Source organism: Cytobacillus solani (assembly GCF_001420595.1).
Taxonomy (GTDB): domain Bacteria; phylum Bacillota; class Bacilli; order Bacillales; family Cytobacillaceae; genus Cytobacillus; species Cytobacillus solani.
On the sequence record NZ_LJIX01000006.1, the window covers coordinates 1,817,825 to 1,837,777 of the forward strand.

Annotated in this window: 18 protein-coding genes; 17 read left to right on the forward strand and 1 reads right to left on the reverse strand. The window is 38.4% G+C overall.

What is annotated here, in order from left to right; translation table 11 throughout:
* Positions 1-3: 3 nt before the first annotated feature.
* The 6 genes from AN957_RS10935 (at position 4) to spoVM (ending at position 5,314) form a co-directional block, all read left to right on the forward strand.
* Complete coding sequence (locus tag AN957_RS10935) at positions 4-762, forward strand: Stp1/IreP family PP2C-type Ser/Thr phosphatase (protein WP_053475619.1); 759 nt, start codon at positions 4-6, stop codon at positions 760-762.
* Entirely contained in the window at positions 759-2,738 is a 1,980-nt protein-coding gene (pknB, locus tag AN957_RS10940; protein ID WP_053475620.1) for a Stk1 family PASTA domain-containing Ser/Thr kinase, read from the forward strand. The genes AN957_RS10935 and pknB overlap by 4 nt, the downstream gene beginning before the upstream one ends.
* A gap of 20 nt (positions 2,739-2,758) precedes the next feature.
* Positions 2,759-3,640 carry a ribosome small subunit-dependent GTPase A gene (gene rsgA, locus AN957_RS10945; RefSeq protein ID WP_053475621.1) on the forward strand — a complete coding sequence of 294 codons (882 nt, stop codon included), beginning with the start codon at positions 2,759-2,761 and terminating at the stop codon, positions 3,638-3,640.
* Positions 3,641-3,642: 2 nt separating this feature from the next.
* Positions 3,643-4,302 (forward strand): ribulose-phosphate 3-epimerase, encoded by a 660-nt coding sequence (rpe, locus tag AN957_RS10950; protein WP_056684075.1) that lies wholly within the window; start codon positions 3,643-3,645, stop codon positions 4,300-4,302.
* 194 nt (positions 4,303-4,496) lie between these two features.
* Positions 4,497-5,144, forward strand: a complete 648-nt coding sequence (locus tag AN957_RS10955; RefSeq protein WP_053475623.1) for a thiamine diphosphokinase — start codon at positions 4,497-4,499, stop codon at positions 5,142-5,144.
* A gap of 89 nt (positions 5,145-5,233) precedes the next feature.
* On the forward strand, positions 5,234-5,314 hold the full coding sequence (spoVM, locus tag AN957_RS10960; protein ID WP_053475624.1) for a stage V sporulation protein SpoVM: 81 nt from the start codon (positions 5,234-5,236) through the stop codon (positions 5,312-5,314).
* 252 nt (positions 5,315-5,566) lie between these two features.
* Here the strand turns inward: spoVM and rpmB are convergent, their stop codons facing one another.
* Entirely contained in the window at positions 5,567-5,755 is a 189-nt protein-coding gene (gene rpmB / locus AN957_RS10965) for a 50S ribosomal protein L28 (protein WP_053475625.1), read from the reverse strand.
* A gap of 347 nt (positions 5,756-6,102) precedes the next feature.
* On the opposite strand from rpmB, the gene AN957_RS10970 reads away from it, so the two are divergent.
* The 11 genes from AN957_RS10970 (at position 6,103) to ftsY (ending at position 19,610) form a co-directional block, all read left to right on the forward strand.
* Positions 6,103-6,465, forward strand: coding sequence for an Asp23/Gls24 family envelope stress response protein (locus tag AN957_RS10970; protein ID WP_053475626.1), 363 nt, complete (start codon positions 6,103-6,105; stop codon positions 6,463-6,465).
* Between the two features lie 16 nt (positions 6,466-6,481).
* Positions 6,482-8,161, forward strand: a complete 1,680-nt coding sequence (locus AN957_RS10975; RefSeq protein WP_053475627.1) for a DAK2 domain-containing protein — start codon at positions 6,482-6,484, stop codon at positions 8,159-8,161.
* Positions 8,162-8,254: 93 nt separating this feature from the next.
* A complete protein-coding gene (gene recG, locus AN957_RS10980) occupies positions 8,255-10,303 on the forward strand; it encodes an ATP-dependent DNA helicase RecG (protein ID WP_056684078.1) in 2,049 nt (682 codons plus the stop codon).
* A gap of 62 nt (positions 10,304-10,365) precedes the next feature.
* Entirely contained in the window at positions 10,366-10,941 is a 576-nt protein-coding gene (fapR, locus tag AN957_RS10985) for a transcription factor FapR (protein ID WP_053475629.1), read from the forward strand.
* A gap of 39 nt (positions 10,942-10,980) precedes the next feature.
* On the forward strand, positions 10,981-11,973 hold the full coding sequence (plsX, locus tag AN957_RS10990; RefSeq protein ID WP_053475630.1) for a phosphate acyltransferase PlsX: 993 nt from the start codon (positions 10,981-10,983) through the stop codon (positions 11,971-11,973).
* A 21-nt stretch (positions 11,974-11,994) separates the two neighbouring features.
* Entirely contained in the window at positions 11,995-12,942 is a 948-nt protein-coding gene (gene fabD, locus AN957_RS10995) for an ACP S-malonyltransferase (protein ID WP_056684080.1), read from the forward strand.
* Positions 12,939-13,682, forward strand: a complete 744-nt coding sequence (gene fabG, locus AN957_RS11000) for a 3-oxoacyl-[acyl-carrier-protein] reductase (protein ID WP_056684083.1) — start codon at positions 12,939-12,941, stop codon at positions 13,680-13,682. The genes fabD and fabG overlap by 4 nt, the downstream gene beginning before the upstream one ends.
* Positions 13,683-13,798: 116 nt before the next feature.
* Positions 13,799-14,032: an acyl carrier protein gene (locus AN957_RS11005; RefSeq protein ID WP_053475633.1), complete on the forward strand. Its 234-nt coding sequence runs from the start codon at positions 13,799-13,801 to the stop codon at positions 14,030-14,032.
* 220 nt (positions 14,033-14,252) lie between these two features.
* On the forward strand, positions 14,253-14,993 hold the full coding sequence (rnc, locus tag AN957_RS11010; protein ID WP_053475634.1) for a ribonuclease III: 741 nt from the start codon (positions 14,253-14,255) through the stop codon (positions 14,991-14,993).
* Between the two features lie 49 nt (positions 14,994-15,042).
* A complete protein-coding gene (smc, locus tag AN957_RS11015; protein WP_053475635.1) occupies positions 15,043-18,609 on the forward strand; it encodes a chromosome segregation protein SMC in 3,567 nt (1,188 codons plus the stop codon).
* Positions 18,610-18,623: 14 nt separating this feature from the next.
* The gene (gene ftsY, locus AN957_RS11020) at positions 18,624-19,610 is read left to right on the forward strand and encodes a signal recognition particle-docking protein FtsY (protein WP_053475636.1); all 987 of its coding nucleotides are present in this window, start codon (positions 18,624-18,626) and stop codon (positions 19,608-19,610) included.
* The last annotated feature ends 343 nt before the right edge of the window (positions 19,611-19,953 follow it).

Genomic DNA, 19,953 nt, shown 5'->3' on the forward strand with positions numbered 1-19,953 from the left:
AAGATGAACGCTGTTTATAGGACAGACCGAGGAAGAATTCGTCAGCATAATGAAGATAACGGTGGAGTTTTTACGAATAAATGCGGTCAGCGCCTTGCCATTGTAGCAGATGGCATGGGTGGCCATCGCGCTGGTGATGTGGCAAGTGAAATGGCACTGACACATTTACAGAAGCAATGGGGAGAAACAGAAGAAATCCAAACCGCTGATGAGGCGGAAGAATGGCTAAAAACAAATATTGAACAAGGGAATATCCTTATCCATGACCATTCAAAGAAGGTATCTGAATGCGAAGGCATGGGGACAACAATGGTTGCTGCTATATGTACCGATCGTTTTACAAGTGTAGCCAATATTGGTGATAGCAGATGCTATATTTTAAATGAAATGGGTTTTCAGCAATTAACGGATGACCATTCGCTTGTGAATGAGCTAGTTCGAACGGGACAAATTTCAAAAGAGGATGCCGAACATCATCCAATGAAAAATGTCGTTTTAAGAGCATTGGGGACAGAAGAATCTGTGAGCATTGACATTAAAACGATTATTTTTGAAGATGGAGACTTGCTCTTATTATGTTCTGATGGTCTTTCAAATAAAGTGACTGAGGCTGAAATGATCGACATACTTAAAAGTGAGACTGACTTGGATGATAAGGCTTCTACTCTTATTGAATTGGCTAATAACCACGGCGGTGAAGATAATATAACCCTAGTCATTGTTGAGTTTTTGGATGGTAGTAAATCTGGTGATGGCTTATGATGATTGGAAAAAGAATTAGCGGTAGATATAAAATTCTTGAAAGCATTGGCGGGGGTGGAATGGCTAATGTTTATTTAGCCCATGACATGATTCTAGATCGTGATGTAGCGGTTAAAATGCTTCGACTAGATTTTGCTAATGATGAGGAGTTTATTCGCCGTTTTCATCGTGAAGCACAATCAGCAACAAGTCTAGCCCATCCGAATATCGTTAGTATTTACGATGTTGGAGAAGAAGATTCGATCTACTATATCGTGATGGAATATGTGGATGGACAAACATTAAAGCAATACATACAGCAAAACAGTCCGATTCAGTTAGACAAAGTGCTTGATATTATGAAGCAATTAACATCAGCCATTTCTCATGCTCATCAAAATCATATTATCCATCGAGACATTAAGCCTCATAATGTATTAATTGACCAGTTTGGCAATGTGAAAATTACAGACTTTGGAATAGCAATGGCTTTGAGTGCAACAAGTATTACACAAACGAACTCTGTGTTAGGTTCTGTGCATTATTTGTCACCCGAACAAGCAAGAGGCGGAATGGCCAATCGGAAGTCAGATATTTATTCGTTAGGAATCGTGATGTTTGAATTACTGACTGGTCGATTGCCATTTTCGGGCGAATCCGCAGTATCTATTGCACTTAAACACCTGCAATCTGAAACGCCTTCACTACGGAGATGGAATCCATCGATCCCTCAAAGTGTCGAAAATATTGTTTTCAAAGCAACTGCTAAGGATCCATTTCATCGTTATGATAGTGTAGAGGAAGTAGAAGAAGATATAAGAACAGCACTTGAGCCTGAACGAATTCATGAGGAAAAATTAATTTTTCCAATTGATAATGACGCGACTAAGGCGATTCCGATCATAACAGACAACCATTCCTTTTCAAATATGGAGGAAACGGTCGTTCGTGATAAGGACATGAAAGGGAATCACTCTCCTCAGGATACGCCGCCAAAGAAAGAGAAGAAAGTAAAAAAAGATCAGAAAAAACGAAGAAAATGGCCAACCATCTTAGTTTCTACTTTTTTTGCCTTAATTATCCTTGGCATTTTTGTGGTCTTTGTTCTTCCTGATATATTGGCACCGGATGAAATATCTGTACCTGAATTAACTGGAGAAAAGGCTGATGAGGCTATTAAGCAGCTAGAAGAAGCTGGATTTAGTATTGGTGAGACGATTTCAATTAATGATGATGAATTAGATGAAGGGTTAATAATTAAAACTGATCCTAAGGCTGGTACCGTTCTAAAAGAAGGAGCAAAAATTGACCTATATGAAAGTTTAGGCGAAGAAAAATATGAACTTGAAAACTATGTAGGCAAATCTTTTGATGATGTGGATCGATTGCTGAGGAATACCTTCAAAAAGATCGTGAAAGAAGAAGTGAATGATGAAAGTGAAGCTGCAGGTACCATATTAGAACAAAGCAAGCCAGAAGGAGAGCTTGTTGTCCCAGAGGATACTGAATTGGTTTTTACTGTTAGTAAGGGACCGAAGCCTATCACTTTAGAAGATTTAAGAGAGTATAATAAAAAAGGGCTGGAGGCATATGAAAAATCTACAGGTGTAGTTATTGAGTATGGAAAGGAAGAATACCATGACACTGTTTCGGAAGGCCTTGTTATCAGGCAAGAACCTGGAGCAGGTTCGCAAGTTTCAAAGGGAAGCAAAGTTAAAGTGGTTATATCTAAAGGAAAAAAGGAAATCCCTCCGAAAACAGTATTTATTGAGGTAACCGTTCCATATGAGCCTGTAATAGAGGGCCAGCCACAGGAAGTACAGATTTATGTTAATGATATGAATCAAAGCATAACCGATCCTTTTATAACAGAGTACATTACTGAAACGAGAAAATTTAGATTAGAGCTTGAGATTCAACACGGGCAGAAAGCAGTATATCAAGTTAGAAGAGATAATACTGTCATTGACCAGCAGGAAGTACCATATCCTGAATAATAATAGAAAGAAGTGTTGCTATGCCTGAGGGCAAAATCATAAAGGCATTAAGCGGTTTTTATTATGTATTGAATGAGAGTGAGACCGTGCAATGCCGTGGTAGAGGGGTTTTTAGAAAGAATAAAATAACCCCGCTAGTCGGTGATGAAGTTGTTTTCCAAGCTGAAAATGATAAAGAAGGATATATTTTAGAAGTAAAAGAACGGAAGAATGAACTTGTTCGGCCGCCAATTGCCAATGTAGACCAAGCAATTCTCGTTTTTTCTGCTGTCGAGCCTGACTTCAGCACTGCCCTTCTTGATCGTTTTCTTGTATTAGTAGAGTTTAATCATATTAAGCCGATAATTTGTATAACGAAAATGGATTTAACAAATGCGAAACAAAATAAGGAGATACAGCACTATGCAGAGGACTATCGAAAGGCAGGCTATGACGTTCTCTTAACTTCTTCTGAAACAGAAGAAGGAGTAAAGGAACTATTCCCTTATTTGGAGGGGGAAATTTCAGTTTTTGCAGGACAGTCAGGTGTTGGCAAATCTTCTCTCCTTAATGCGCTTAATCCAGATTTAGATTTAAGAACGGATGATATTTCCTCCCATCTTGGGAGAGGGAAGCATACGACAAGACATGTGGAACTAATTAAAGTTGGACAAGGCTTAGTAGCTGATACTCCAGGGTTTAGCTCCCTTGAATTTATGGATATAGAGATTCCTGATCTTAACTTTTGTTTCCCAGATATTGAAAAGCTGAGTGAGGAATGTAAATTTAGGGGATGTCTTCACATGGCAGAACCAAAATGCGCAGTTAAGGCTGCTATTGAAAATGGGGAACTCCCATCCTATAGGTATGAACACTATAAGACATTTTTGCAAGAAATAAAAGACAGAAAGCCGAGGTACTAACTATGGTGAAGATAGCCCCTTCCATACTATCTGCTGATTTTTCCAAGCTGGGGGAGGAAATTAAAGATGTTGAAAGAGGAGGAGCCGATTATATTCATGTCGATGTTATGGACGGGCATTTTGTTCCGAATATTACAATCGGACCTTTAATTGTTGAAGCGATTCGGCCCACGACGAAGCTTCCTCTTGATGTGCATCTTATGATTGAGAATCCAGACCAGTATATTGAGTCTTTCGCGAAGGCCGGAGCCGATTATATTACCGTTCATGTTGAAGCTTGTCGACATCTTCATCGCACGATTCATTACATCAAGTCTTTTGGTGTGAAAGCAGGAGTAGTATTAAATCCGGCAACACCTGTTCAGATGATTGAAGATATTATTGAAGATGTTGATATGGTTTTGCTGATGACAGTAAATCCTGGTTTTGGCGGTCAAAAGTTTATTCCATCTGTCCTTCGAAAAATTGCTGCTGTGAAGAAGATGGCAGATGATAAAGGATTGAATATTGAAATTGAAGTAGATGGCGGGGTAAATGAAGAGACGGCAAAGCTTTGTATTGAAGCAGGTGCGAATGTGCTTGTGGCTGGTTCCGCCGTATACAATCAAAAGGATCGTGCGAAGGCAATTGCAGCAATTAAAGGCAGTACCATACTTAATTAATTCGAAGTCAGCTGTCACTAGCTGACTTCTTTTTAGCTAGTAGGAAAATTTAAATTTGTTAACGTATTAAGGTGATATTCTACGTTCAATAAATTTCCTGCTTATAGTAACGCATAAGAAAAACTAAGGTATTCGCCGGAAGGACTTGGCGAATGCTTAGTTTTTTTAATAGTCTTTATAAGGTGGTCGAAATAATGAATATAAATATATTGGCTGGTGGACCGAATGAATTACTGCCAAATCTAGAAAGATATCAAACAGATGAAGATATTTGGGTGGGAGTCGATAGAGGAGTCTTTACACTTCTATCTATTGGAATGAAACCGACGATTGCTTTTGGTGATTTCGACTCCGTTACAGTTGAGGAAATGGATGCAATCGAGCAAAATGTTGATGAATTGAACCGCTTCATGCCTGAAAAAGATGAAACAGATATGGAACTGGCGATGGATTGGGCGATTGAACAAAAACCTGACTTAATTAGAGTTTTCGGAGCAACAGGAGGCAGAGTCGATCATTTTATCGCAAACATTCAACTACTTATGAAACCATTGCAAATAGATCAGCAAATACAGGTGGAAATAATCGACAAAAAAAATATTGTGTTTCTTCGAATGCCAGGAAAGTATCCAATAAAGAAAATTACAGGCTTTAAATACATTTCATTCTTGCCCATTACAATGGAAGTTAACGGTATGACACTTGAGGGCTTTAAATATCCATTAGTAGACCGCCAGATCCCTTTAGGCTCCACTTTATGCATAAGTAATGAACTTATTCACGATTGTGGTCATTTTTCATTTTCAAAAGGCATATTAATGGTTGTAAGAAGTAATGATTAGGTCTGAAAAAATGATTAGTACTTATCTATTTATTTTGAATATGATGAATGGTGAAGATGGATGTGTGAGATCGAGGAGGGACATGAGTAATGAGATTTTATACCATTAAATTGCCAAAGTTTTTAGGCGGAATTGTCCGTGCAATGTTAGGGACCTTCAAGAAAAATTGAACCATTACATGAAGCAAAGAGCACCTGTTAAAGGTGCTTTATTTTTTTAATTGAGAATTGTCTAGCCTAAGCGTCCTATCCCCTATCAAACTTCAGGTCCCCTCCCTACGATAAGTCAACATCGACTCGCTATCGCTCTTCGTGTTTCCTTTATCGAAAGAACCGGCCCTTCTGCGTTTGTGCGGCGATGGCCAAGGCGCTTCCGCTTAACTATAGAAAAAGGACATCCCATAAGGATGTCCCGACACGTAATTAAACGCGTTCTACTTTACCAGATCTAAGCGCTCTTGCAGAAACCCAAACACGTTTCGGTTTTCCGTCTACAAGGATACGTACTTTTTGAAGGTTAGCACCCCATGTACGTTTGTTAGCATTCATAGCATGAGAACGTGCATTACCTGTAGTTGTTTTTCTACCAGTTACAACACATTTGCGTGGCATATTCATTTCCCTCCTTAACACATAAGCTAAAAGCTTTTTTAAGAATCATTTGCCATGTTAGATGACCAAAGTGATTTAATGTTAAAAAAAGCAAAACTTATTTTTAGACATTAAAAGATACTTTAATAATTTATCATACAACCATTTTTAATGCAATACTTGACTTTCAAGAAAAAAACCTTGACATACACTATGATTGAATAAGCTATAATAAAAAGATAGACTGTAGCTTTCAAAATAAATGTACTTATAGTAAAATATTTTAAGGTGTGTGGATAAGCTGCTTCGAAAGTTATAGCTCTTGGAGCAAAAATAGGGGTAGAACAATTTTAAAGGGGGAAAGAAATATGTCAATCGAACTTAAAACGAAATTCGGCCAAATTGATATCTCAAATGACGTGATTGCTACGCTTGCAGGTGGAGCGGCTGTTGACTGCTATGGTATAGTTGGTATGGCCTCTAAGCAACAAATAAGAGATGGCTTAACAGAAATTTTGCGTAAAGAGAATTTTACCCGCGGTGTAATTGTTCGCCAAGAAAACGATGAAGTACATATCGACATGTATATTATTGTTAGTTACGGAACAAAAATTTCCGAGATTGCTCATAATGTTCAATCGAAAGTAAAATACACGCTTAATCAAACAGTTGGCCTTGCCATCGAGTCGGTCAATATTTACGTTCAGGGTGTTCGTGTTACGAACCCGTAATGAGGAGGAAAGACTTGTGTCAATTAAAGTTTTAGACGGAAAACGATTTGCCGAAATGGTTATACTCGGTGCGAACCATTTATCCGTTCATGCGAAATTGGTAGATGCACTTAACGTTTTCCCTGTTCCTGATGGTGATACAGGAACAAATATGAATTTATCAATGACTTCAGGTGCTAAGGAAGTAAAGAATAATGTTCAGCCGCATATTGGTAAAGTAGGGTCAGCGCTTTCGAAAGGTTTGCTGATGGGAGCGCGTGGAAATTCAGGTGTTATATTGTCTCAGTTATTTCGCGGATTCTCAAAAGCGATTGAACAAAAATCAGAAATAGACGGCAAAGAGTTTGCTGCAGCACTTCAAAATGGGGTTGAAACTGCCTATAAAGCAGTAATGAAGCCTGTTGAAGGGACAATATTAACAGTCGCAAAGGATGCCGCTAAAAGGGCAGTCCAAATAGCAAAAAATGAAGATAATATCATCGCTATTATGGATGAGGTAGTGAAAGAGGCAAAAGCTTCTTTAAACCGTACACCTGATTTACTGCCTGTCCTTAAGGAAGTAGGAGTAGTTGACAGTGGAGGTCAAGGACTCGTATTCGTATACGAAGGTTTTCTTGCCGAATTAAAAGGAGAAGAATTGCCGGATACACCTGCCTCTCTTCCAAAAATGGATGAGCTAGTTAGTGCGGAGCACCATAAAAATGTCCATAGCTTTATGAATACTGAGGATATTGAATTCGGTTACTGTACCGAGTTTATGGTGAAATTTGAAAGTGGAAAGCTTGCAAATAATCCATTTACTGAAGAAAAGTTCCGTCAGGATTTAAGCAAGTATGGAGATTCTTTATTAGTTATTGCTGATGAAGAACTTGTTAAAGTACATATTCACTCTGAACAGCCAGGAGATTGCTTAACATACGGTCAGCGTTACGGCAGCCTGATTAACATGAAAATTGAAAATATGCGTCAACAGCATTCTAATTTGGTAGATGAAGTACAAACACCGCTTGTTTCTGAAAATGAATTAAAAAAAGCAAAACAAGAATATGGAATTGTAACCGTCTCAATGGGAAGTGGAATTGCTGATTTGTTCCGCAGTATTGGTGCACATGCTGTTATCGAGGGTGGCCAAACAATGAATCCAAGTACAGAGGATATTGTTAAAGCAATAAATGAAGTTAACGCTAAAAAAGTGATTATTCTTCCTAATAATAAAAACATTATTATGGCTGCACAGCAGGCAGCTGAGGTGTCTGATCAAGAAGTGATTGTTATTCCTTCGAAGACTGTTCCACAAGGAATGTCAGCATTGCTTGCTTTCAATCCAGGAGCGGAATTATCACAAAATGAAGAAGTGATGAATGAAGCATTACAGCATGTGAAAACAGGTCAAGTAACTTTTGCTGTTAGAGATACGAGCATTGATGGACTTGAAATAGAAAAGAATGATTTCATGGGTATTAATGAAGGAAAAATTGTTGTTAAAAATAAAGATAAGGTCCTATCGGCAAAAGATTTATTAATGAACATGATTGATGCTGATTCAGAAATCTTAACCATTTTAAAAGGGGAAGATTCCACTGATGAAGACATTCAAGCCCTAGTTAGCTTCGTGGAAGATGAATATGAAGATGTAGAAATTGAAGTGCATGATGGGAAGCAGCCGCTGTATGCATTCATTTTTGCGATCGAATAAGTGATGTGAAAAGAAGGGGGATCCCCTTCTTTTTTGTCATGAAAAAAATGAAAGGGAGGGTATGGCGGATATGGTCTTTTCCGCTAAAGGATCGTGAATGAAATCTTAAATCAGTCCATAACAGCCATTAAAGGAATCGGTGGAGAAACAGAAGAAATTCTTGGTGAAATGAAGATACGGACCGTTAATGATTTGCTGGAATATTTCCCATATCGATATGAAGATTATCGCCTTCGTGATTTAGCTGATGTAAAGCACGATGAAAGAATTACTATTGAAGGGAAGGTCCATAGCGAGCCTTCTCTCGTCTATTATGGAAGAAAGCGATCAAGATTGACCGTAAGAGTACTTGTTGGAAGATATCTTGTGCAGGTTGTGCTATTTAATCAGCCTTATGTGAAAAATAAGATTGCGATTAATGAAACAGTGTCGATAACAGGAAAATGGGATCAGCATCGACAAACGATAACGGCAAGTGAAATACATATTGGTTCACAGACCAAGTCTAAGGATTTTGAACCTGTATATACAGTAAAGGGAAAGCTAACGGTTAAAGGATTAAGACGATTTATTAATTTAGCTTTCAATCAATTTGGTGAGTTTATTGTAGAAACCTTGCCTGAGCAATTCTTAAAAAACTACAAGCTTTTAAATAGAAGAACAGCCATAAGAATTATGCATTTTCCAACTGACCAGCAAGAGCTTAAGCAAGCAAGACGCCGGATTGTATATGAAGAATTTTTTTATTTTCAGTTAAAAATGCAGGCATTAAGAAAATTTGAAAGAGACCATACAAAAGGAATTGCTCAAGACTATAACCTTGAATCGCTTCAGTCATTCTTACAGTCTCTTCCATTCTCGCTAACAGATGCTCAGAAGCGAGTAGTGAATGAAATTCTTACTGATATGAAATCTCCTTTTAGGATGAATCGGCTTTTACAGGGGGATGTTGGTTCAGGGAAAACGGCTGTTGCAGCAATAGCTCTGTATGCAAGTATAACAGCTGGGTTTCAAGGGGCATTGATGGTGCCAACGGAAATTCTCGCAGAACAGCATATGGAATCACTGAAGGCGATGCTTGAACCGTTCCAGCTTCGTTGTGAGTTATTATCTAGCTCTGTAAAAGGGAAACGCCGAAAAGAAATATTGCAACTATTAAAGGCAGGCGAAATCGATATTTTAATCGGAACGCATGCATTAATTCAGGATGAAGTCGAATTTTACAATCTTGGACTTGTGATCACGGACGAGCAGCATCGATTCGGGGTAGAGCAGCGAAGAGTCTTAAGGGAAAAGGGCGAAAATCCTGATATACTATTTATGACTGCTACGCCAATTCCACGGACACTTTCGATCACTGTTTTTGGTGAAATGGATGTGTCGATAATTGATGAGATGCCAGCTGGAAGAAAGACTATTGAAACGTATTGGGCAAAGCCTGATATGCTGGATCGCGTCCTTGCTTTTGTGGAAAAAGAGCTGCGTGCGGGTCATCAAGCTTATGTCATTTGCCCCCTTATTGAAGAGTCAGATAAATTAGATGTTCAAAATGCAATTGATGTCCACAGCAACTTAACACATTATTTTAATGGACGGTATGCAATCGGACTCATGCATGGCAGACTTACTCCAGATGAAAAAGAAGCGGTTATGAAGGCGTTTAGTCAAAATGAAAAACAAGTGCTTGTATCAACTACAGTTGTTGAGGTAGGCGTAAACGTCCCAAATGCAACAATGATGGTCATTTATGATGCGGAAAGATTCGGACTTGCTCAGCTTCACCAGCTAAGAGGGAGAGTGGGACGAGGGAGTGAGCAGTCCTACTGTATTTTACTTGCTGATCCTAAATCAGAAGTTGGTAAGGAACGGATGAAAATAATGACAGATACAAATGATGGATTTCTGCTTAGCGAAAAAGATCTTGAGCTAAGAGGCCCGGGAGACTTTTTTGGTAAAAAACAAAGTGGTCTACCTGAATTTAAAGTGGCAGATATGGTTCATGATTATCGCGCTTTAGAAACGGCAAGGAATGATGCTGCTCAAATGATCCAGTCAAATGAGTTTTGGCATTCCTCTGAATATATGTATTTAAGAAATTATTTGAAGGAATCAGGTGTTTTAGAAGGAGAAAAGCTTGATTAAAGCGATTCTTAATTATATACTACTATTAGTACCTAGTCTTAATATCGCGGACGGTGTGTTAAATGAAAAGAAATAAAAAGGAACGGCAGGCATTATTAAGCACAACAATAAAGGAGAATCCTTTTGTTACGGACGAAGAGCTTGCGGAAAAGTTTATGGTTAGTGTCCAAACCATTCGCTTAGACCGGCTTGAGCTATCTATCCCTGAATTGCGCGAACGTATAAAAAATGTCGCTGAAAAAAGATTTGATGATGAAGTTCGTGCATTGCCGATAGAAGAAATAATCGGTGAAATTATAGATATAGAGCTAGATAAAACAGCAATATCCATCCTGGATATTAAAGAAGAGCATGTTTTTAGAAGAAACAAGATTGCCAGAGGTCATCACTTATTTGCTCAGGCAAATTCGCTTGCGGTTGCGCTAATGAATGATGAACTTGCATTAACTGCCAAAGCAAATATCCAATTTACCCGCTCTGTAAAACAAAATGAAAGGGTAATTGCGAAGGCAAGGGTAGTCAACATAGATACAGAAAAGGGAAGAACGATTGTAGAAGTGACTAGCTTTGTTAATAATGAACTTGTCTTTAAAGGTGAATTTGATATGTTCCGTTCTGAAGCAGGACACAGGTCTTAGATTTTCCTTCAAATTAATAACAAAGGAAGTTATAGATATATGAAAATAGCAATTGATGCAATGGGCGGTGACCATGCACCAATGGAAATTGTTCTTGGTGCAATGAAAGCGATAAGTGAATATAAAGATATTCACATTACCCTTGTTGGAGACGAATCAAAAATAAAACAATATTTAACATCCGATGAACGAATTGAAATTTTACATACAGATGAAGTCATTTTGCCAACGGATGAACCTGTTAGAGCAGTACGGCGAAAGAAGACAGCTTCTATGGTTCTTGCTGCTCAGCAGGTAGCAGATGGTAAAGCAGATGCATGTATTTCAGCTGGGAATACAGGAGCTTTAATGGCTGCAGGTCTTTTTGTCGTCGGACGGATAGAAGGAATTGAACGGCCAGCATTATCACCGACATTACCAACAATCGGTGGAGAGGGATTTTTACTTCTTGATGTAGGTGCAAACGTGGATGCGAAGCCAGAGCATCTGCTGCAATACGCGATTATGGGCTCCATTTATGCTGAAAAGGTTCGTGGGGTATCTAATCCAAGAATTGGTCTATTGAACATCGGAACGGAAGAGAAAAAGGGAAATGAGCTAGCTAAGGATACCTTTGAACTGTTAAAGCAAGCAAATATTCATTTTATTGGCAATGTGGAAGCACGTGATTTGCTGGATGGAGTGGCAGATGTCGTAGTGACAGATGGCTTTACTGGAAATATGGTCCTTAAAACGATCGAAGGGACAGCACTATCAGTTTTTAAAATGATGAAAACAGCACTTACTAGCAGCTTAAAAAGCAAAATGGCTGCAGCTGTTCTGAAACCAGATCTTGCTCAATTAAAATCAAAAATGGATTATTCAGAGTATGGCGGTGCAGGGTTGTTTGGCTTAAAGGCACCAGTTATTAAAGCACATGGTTCATCTGATGCGAATGCATTATATAGTGCGGTAAAACAAACAAGAAACATGGTTGAAAACGCAGTGTCTCAAACGATCAAAGAAGCAGTAGAAAAGGAAGCTTCAAAATAAATTTGAAAAAGGAGAGTTGAAATGGGAAAAATAGCATTTCTATTTCCGGGACAAGGTTCACAAATTGTTGGAATGGGCAAATCTTTAGCTGAAATGGATGAAACGGTTAAGTCTATCTTCGATAAAGCAGACGATAGACTAAAATTTCCGCTCTCTGCCCTTATTTTTGAAGGTCCGCAGGAAGAGCTGACATTAACAACAAATGCGCAGCCAGCCCTTTTAACGACTAGTATTGCGATCCTGGAGTATTTTAAACAATCTGGAATTCAACCAGATTATGTTGCAGGACATAGTCTTGGTGAATATACGGCACTTGTTGCTGCAGGGGCATTTTCTTTTGAGGATGGCGTGTATGCTGTTCGAAAAAGAGGCGAATTTATGGAAGAGGCAGTTCCAAATGGAGAAGGATCAATGGCGGCTGTTTTAGGACTTGACCGTGACAATCTGGCTGGTGTTACGTCAGAAATTACTAATGAGGGACACCCTGTTCAATTAGCCAATTTAAATTGCCCTGGCCAGATTGTTATCTCTGGTTCAAAAAAAGGGGTCGAATTTGCATCAGTAAAAGCAAAGGAAGCAGGAGCCAAGCGGGTAATGCCTTTGGTTGTAAGTGGTCCTTTTCATTCAGAGCTAATGAAGCCTGCTGCTGAAAAATTTAAAGGCATCCTTAACGAAATTTCTGTAAATGATGCAAACATTCCAGTAATTGCAAACGTTTCTGCTACTGAAATGTCTTCATCAGCTGAGATAAAAAGCCGATTAATTGAACAATTATATTCCCCTGTTTTATGGGAAGATTCTATTCAAAAAATGATTTCCCTAGGTGTCGATACATTTATTGAAATTGGACCAGGGAAGGTTCTTTCTGGCTTAGTAAAGAAAATCGATAAAAAGGTGCGAATTTATGCTGTTTCGGATAAAGAAACCTGTATTGAGGTTACTGAGTCTTTAAAGGAGGAAAGTCAATGAAGCTAGAGAGGAAAATTGCTCTTGTAACTGGTGCTTCTCGCGGAATTGGAAGAGAAATTGCACTAGGTCTTGCGAAGCAAGGAGCAGACGTTGTTGTTAATTATTCAGGCAGCGAGGATAGGGCAAATCAAGTAGTCGCTGAAATTAAAGAGCTAGGGAGAAATGCTATCGCTGTTCAATGCGATGTTTCGAATAGCGAGTCTGTAGCTAATATGGTAAAGGCTACAATAGACACTTTTGGAAAGCTTGATATTCTAGTCAATAATGCTGGAATTACGAAAGACAATCTTCTTATGAGAATGAAAGAGGAAGAATGGGATGATGTAATCAATATCAACCTAAAAGGCGTCTTTCTTTGTACAAAAGCAGTTACAAGACAAATGATGAAGCAGCGCAGCGGACGAATTATTAATATTTCATCCATCGTAGGCGTAAGCGGGAACCCGGGTCAAGCGAATTATGTTGCTGCAAAATCTGGTGTAATTGGACTTACAAAGACTACGGCGAAGGAACTTTCATCACGCGGAATAACGGTTAATGCAATTGCACCAGGATTTATTACGACTGATATGACAGATAAGCTAACTGAGGACGTAAAGGATCAAATGCTAAAGCAAATTCCATTAGCTAGATTCGGTGAGCCAGAAGATATTGCGAATGTTGTTGTATTTCTAGCATCTGAAGACAGCAAATATATGACAGGGCAAACCCTTCATGTTGATGGCGGAATGTTGATGTAAGGACAGAATTAAAATGCTGGTCAAATTTGTTAAACATTTGCTTTATAAAATTGATTATGGAGCATTTATTAATTGTTAAAAATACTCTATAATGTCTTGAGGGGAGGTGAATAAGTATGGCAGATGTATTAGAACGCGTAACGAAGATTATCGTAGACCGTCTTGGTGTTGAAGAATCAGAGGTTAAGCTTGAAGCTTCATTTAAAGATGATCTTGGCGCTGATTCCCTTGATGTTGTAGAATTAGTAATGGAATTAGAAGATGAGTTTGATATGGAAATCTCTGATGATGACGCTGAAAAGATTGCAACAGTTGGTGATGCTGTTAACTACATACAAGCGAAACAATAATCTAGGGATACAATTAAACTTTTTCAGTGAGGGCTACATGCCCTCACTGCACTAAAAAATTCGTATTTCCTGTCCATTATTACCTAGGTTATTTTTTAGGTAATTGTGGACAGTAAATACGGTATTCTTAAAGCTCCGTTTCGAAACGGGGCTTTATTCTGTGAAAACGGGAATAGCTATTGATAGAAAACAATTTAATAACTAACAAGGGTGAAACAATATGCACAATAATGGGAAAGACAAAGAAAAACGCATTTTTCGTTCAACAGATAAGCAATTTAAAGAATTTCAGAATAAGCTAGGAATCCAATTTCGAAATGAAAAACTGCTAAAGCAAGCGTTCACCCATTCATCGTATGTAAATGAGCATCGCCGTAAACCACATGAAGACAATGAAAGACTAGAATTTTTAGGTGATGCGGTTCTTGAGTTAACTGTTTCCCATTTTCTATTCCTTAAATATCCAATGATGAGTGAAGGAGAATTAACAAAATTAAGGGCTGCTGTTGTATGTGAGCCTTCGTTAGTAGCATTTGCACATGACTTGTCGTTTGGGACATTAATTCTTTTAGGGAAAGGTGAGGAAATGACTGGGGGGAGAGAAAGACCTGCCCTGCTTGCTGATGTATTTGAAGCCTTTATTGGTGCTTTGTATTTGGATCAAGGGCTGCAAACTGTTATTCGTTTTCTCGAAAAAGTTGTCTTTCCGAAAATTGATTCGGGAGCATTTTCGCATGTGATGGATTTTAAAAGCCAGCTTCAAGAGCTCATTCAACGGGATGGCACTGGTTTGATTGAATATAAAATTTTACAAGAAAAAGGCCCTGCACATAATCGTGAATTTGTATCAAGAGTATCAATGAATGGAAAAGAATTAGGGATTGGTACAGGCAGGTCGAAGAAAGAAGCAGAGCAGCACGCTGCCCAGATGGCACTTGAGGTGTTAAAAAGTCATACGTAAAAACAAAAGTACTAGGGAGGTAATGCCCTGGAGTGAGGGGGAGCAGCAGTTGTTTTTAAAACGGTTAGATGTTGTCGGATTTAAGTCGTTTGCTGAGAGAATCATGGTTGATTTTGTTCCCGGTGTCACAGCAGTTGTGGGACCGAATGGAAGCGGGAAAAGCAATATTACTGATGCGATCCGCTGGGTATTGGGGGAGCAATCAGCCAAATCTTTGCGCGGTGCAAAAATGGAAGATATTATTTTTTCTGGGAGCGATTCGCGTAAAGCACTGAACTTTGCAGAAGTTACGCTCACCTTAGATAACGAGGATCAGCGTCTGCCCATTGATTATAATGAAGTGAGCGTGACAAGAAGAGTTTATCGTTCAGGAGAAAGTGATTTTTTAATAAATAAACAGTCATGCCGGTTAAAAGATATTGTTGATTTATTTATGGACTCTGGTTTAGGAAGAGAAGCTTTTTCCATCATAAGTCAAGGAAGAGTGGAAGAGATTCTTAACAGTAAGGCCGAAGAGCGAAGAACCATTTTTGAAGAAGCAGCTGGGGTCCTTAAATATAAGACAAGAAAGAAGAAAGCAGAGGGAAAGCTTTCTGAAACGCAAGAGAATTTAAACCGTGTGAATGACATTGTGTATGAATTAGAAACTCAAGTAGAACCATTGAAAATACAGGCATCCATTGCAAAGGATTATTTAGAACATAAGGAAGAACTAGAAAAAATAGAAGTGGCACTTACTGTTTTCGAAATTGAGGATTTACATTCAAAATGGGAGAAACTTTCGAGGGAATTAGAACTTCACAAGCAAAATGAAATAAAACATTCAGCAACACTGCAAAGCAAGGAAGCAAAAATTGAAGAATTAAGAGATCATGCACTAGCAATTGATGAATCAATTAATGATTTACAGAATGTTCTGCTCCATGCAAGTGAGGAGCTTGAAAAGCTTGAAGGAAGAAAAGAAGTTCTTAAAGAAAGAAAGAAAAATGCCTCTCAGAATAAAGATCAGCTTCATCGAAGTCTAGAAGAATTGACAGATAAAGATTTGGAATTGACGAAAGAAAAAGAAAAACAATCACACTTATTATTAGAAATAGAACAAGCTGCCTCTATGCTGCAAAAGGAATTAAAGAAAAAGCAGGATCAGCTTAAATTGTTTAGCGAGAATACAGAGGAAAAGATTGAAACACTTAAAAGTGACTACATTGAAGTTTTAAGTAAACAAGCGGCAGCTAAAAATGAACTGCAAAACATTGAACAGCAGGAAGATCAATTGGGTTATCGGACATCCAGGCTTGAAAAAGACAATGAAGCGTTCATTCAAACGCGGATAGCAATCATTGAAAAGAAGGAAACTGTTCAATCTCACCTTTTAAATGTTCAGAATGAATTGGACGAGCAAGTAAAGAAATATAGAGATGTACAAAGAAGGCTGGAAGCGGCAAAAAATAATTACCAAAAACAAGAAACAACTCTTTATCAGGCTTATCAATATTTACAAAAGGCAAAATCCAGACAAGAAATGCTTGCGGAAATGGAAGATGAATATTCAGGCTTCTTTCAAGGTGTAAAAGAGGTTCTTAAGGCACGCGGTAGCAAACTAAACGGAATCGAAGGGGCCGTTGCTGAATTAATTCAAGTACCGAAGGATTATGAAACGGCCATTGAAACAGCCTTAGGAGGAGCAACACAGCACATCGTTGTTGAATCCGAAAAGGATGGCAGGGATGCAATCCAATACTTGAAAAAAAATTCTTATGGAAGAGCCACATTCCTTCCTCTTAATGTAATAAAAGGAAAGACCATAAACCCTAGCCAACTTCAGTCTATTCAACATCATCCTTCATACATTGGTGTTGCCGCAAAATTAATTGAAACGGATCCAAAGTACAATGAAACCATTCATAATTTGCTTGGGAATGTAGTGATAACGAAAGATTTACCAGGTGCAAATGAACTGGCGAAGATCCTTCAGTATCGTGTGCGACTCGTCACACTTGATGGGGATGTGGTTAATCCTGGTGGGTCGATGACAGGGGGAGCCTTAAAACAAAAGACTTCCTCCATCCTTAGCAGAAAAGGCGAGCTAGAGGAATTAAAGACAAGAATTAATGACATGGAAACGAAAACGCTTAGCATGGAAGAGCAAGTGAAAATGTTAAAGTCAGATATTCAAAAGCTTGAAGAAAATCTTGAAATGCTTAGAAAAACAGGCGAAGAGCTTCGATTAAAGGAACAAGCTGTAAAGGGCGATCTTCGTGAAGTAGAATTTGAAGAAAAAAGCTTGAATGAGAGGTTATCTCTGTATGATCTTGATAAGACACAATTTTCCGAGGACAAAGAAAGATTAATAACAAGAAAGTCTGAACTCGACATGTTGCTGTCGGAAATTGAAAATCAGATAATTTCCTATGATTTAGAAATTAATAGGCTTACTAATCAGAAAAACATGCAGCAAACCTCCAAGGAAACGCTTTATACTGAAATAAATGATTTAAAAGTAAAATTTGCTTCAAAAACAGAGCAATTGAACCATGTGAAAGATAAATTCGAGGCTCTTTCCTCAGAATTGTCATTAAACAAAGAAAAGCTAGAAACCATTAAAGAGGATTTACAATTATTATCTTCAGAAATGACAAATAGCTTTTCAGGAGAACAGCAGCTTGAAGATGCAGCCCAAAGAAAGCTTCAGGATAAAACAGAAACAATTAAACTAATTTCATCGAGAAGAGAAGAACGTTTAAAGCTGCAATCTGCACTTGAAGATATAGAGCTAGAAACAAAAGAGCTCAAGAGACAGCATAAAGGGATGACTGAAGCATTAAAGGATGAAGAGGTAAAGCTGAACAGACTTGACGTTGAATTGGAAAATAGATTAACACATTTGCGCGAAGAATATTTGCTATCATTCGATGCTGCGAAGGAAGAATATCCATTGACGATTCCAGCAGATGAAGCGAGGAAAAAAGTAAAACTGATTAAATTGGCTATCGAAGAGCTTGGTACTGTGAATCTTGGCGCAATTGAAGAGTATGACCGTGTGTCTGAACGGTATGAATTTCTTCTTGAGCAAAAAAATGATCTCCAAGAAGCAAAAGATACATTATTTCAAGTAATTGACGAGATGGATACGGAAATGAAAAAACGTTTCCAAGAAACATTTGAGGGAATACGCTATCATTTTGAGACCGTTTTTTGCTCATTATTTGGCGGAGGCAGAGCCGACCTGAAATTAACGAATCCAGAAGATTTATTGAATACAGGTGTGGAGATTGTTGCTCAGCCCCCAGGAAAAAAGTTACAAAATCTTGGACTTTTGTCGGGTGGGGAACGCGCATTAACAGCTATCGCCCTGCTCTTTTCGATTTTGAAAGTGCGTCCTGTACCATTCTGCATTCTTGATGAGGTAGAAGCAGCGCTTGATGAAGCGAATGTATCCCGATTTAGCCAATACTTAAAAAGATTCAGCACAGAAACACAGTTTATTGTCATTACTCATCGGAAAGGCACGATGGAAGAGGCAGATGTATTATATGGAGTAACGATGCAGGAATCAGGCGTTTCTAAATTAGTTTCTGTTCGTTTGGAAGAAACGAAGGAGTTAGTTACCCAATAAAAGGAAGTGAAAACATGAGTTTTTTTAAGAAATTAAAAGAAAAAATTACGAAGCAAACAGATAGTGTAACAGAAAAGTTTAAAGATGGATTAGCGAAAACACGGGATAACTTTTCTGGAAAGGTAAATGATCTAGTAGCGAGATATCGCAAAGTAGATGAGGATTTCTTTGAAGAGCTAGAGGAAATCTTAATCCAGGCAGATGTGGGCTTTGATACTGTTATGAAGCTTGTGGAAGAATTAAAAATGGAAGTAAAGCGCAAGAACATCCAAGATCCGCAAGAGGTTCAAAGTGTGATCTCAGAAAAGCTTGTTGAAATTTATGAAGCAGGCGGGGAAGGTTCTGCTGAATTAAATATGCAAGATGACGCCTTAACTGTTATTCTATTTGTTGGTGTGAACGGTGTAGGAAAAACAACTACAATTGGAAAGCTTGCCCATAAATTTAAGAATGAAGGAAAAAAGGTTTTGTTAGCTGCTGGTGATACGTTCCGTGCTGGTGCGATCGAACAGCTTGAGGTATGGGGAGAAAGAGTAGGTGTTGATGTCATTAAACAAGGTGCCGGGTCAGATCCTGCTGCTGTTATGTTTGATGCCGTACAAGCTGCCAAATCCCGTCATGCAGATATCCTTATTTGTGATACAGCTGGTCGATTGCAAAACAAAGTGAACCTAATGAAAGAGCTAGAAAAAGTGAAGCGCGTCATTGAACGTGAAATTCCGGGTGCACCGCATGAGGTATTATTGGTTCTTGATGCAACAACAGGTCAAAATGCAATGATCCAAGCCAAAACCTTTAAGGAAGCAACAGATGTGAGCGGAATTGTATTGACAAAGCTAGATGGGACAGCAAAAGGTGGAATTGTTCTTGCTATTAGAAATGAGCTAAACATTCCAGTAAAATTTGTTGGTCTCGGTGAGAAAATGGATGATCTACAGGAATTTAATGCGGAACAATATGTATATGGGTTATTTGCAGACTTAGTTGAAGAGGAAGCATAAAAAATAAAGAAATGTAAGCAGCTGGACCGATGGTCCAGCTGCTTTTATATTCACAAAAGTAGGGGGATGGGAATAGATCTACGTCTCACTTGAACTTTCCTAGGAGGAAATCGAGAACGAACCTTAAAACGAAAGCATATTATTTATTGACTGATTACTAATAGCCAGGCGGGGACTATGAAGCATTAATTTTCAATGACTGTTTTTAATTTTATTAAAATGGGCTAGTTAAGAAGCTTCTCATAGAAGGTAAAAGAAAAAAGGCAAAGACAGAGAAAATGATTACACTTGAAGAACGGCCAAAATGACTATTGGAAGCAAGAAATCATAAGAACTGTCTCCT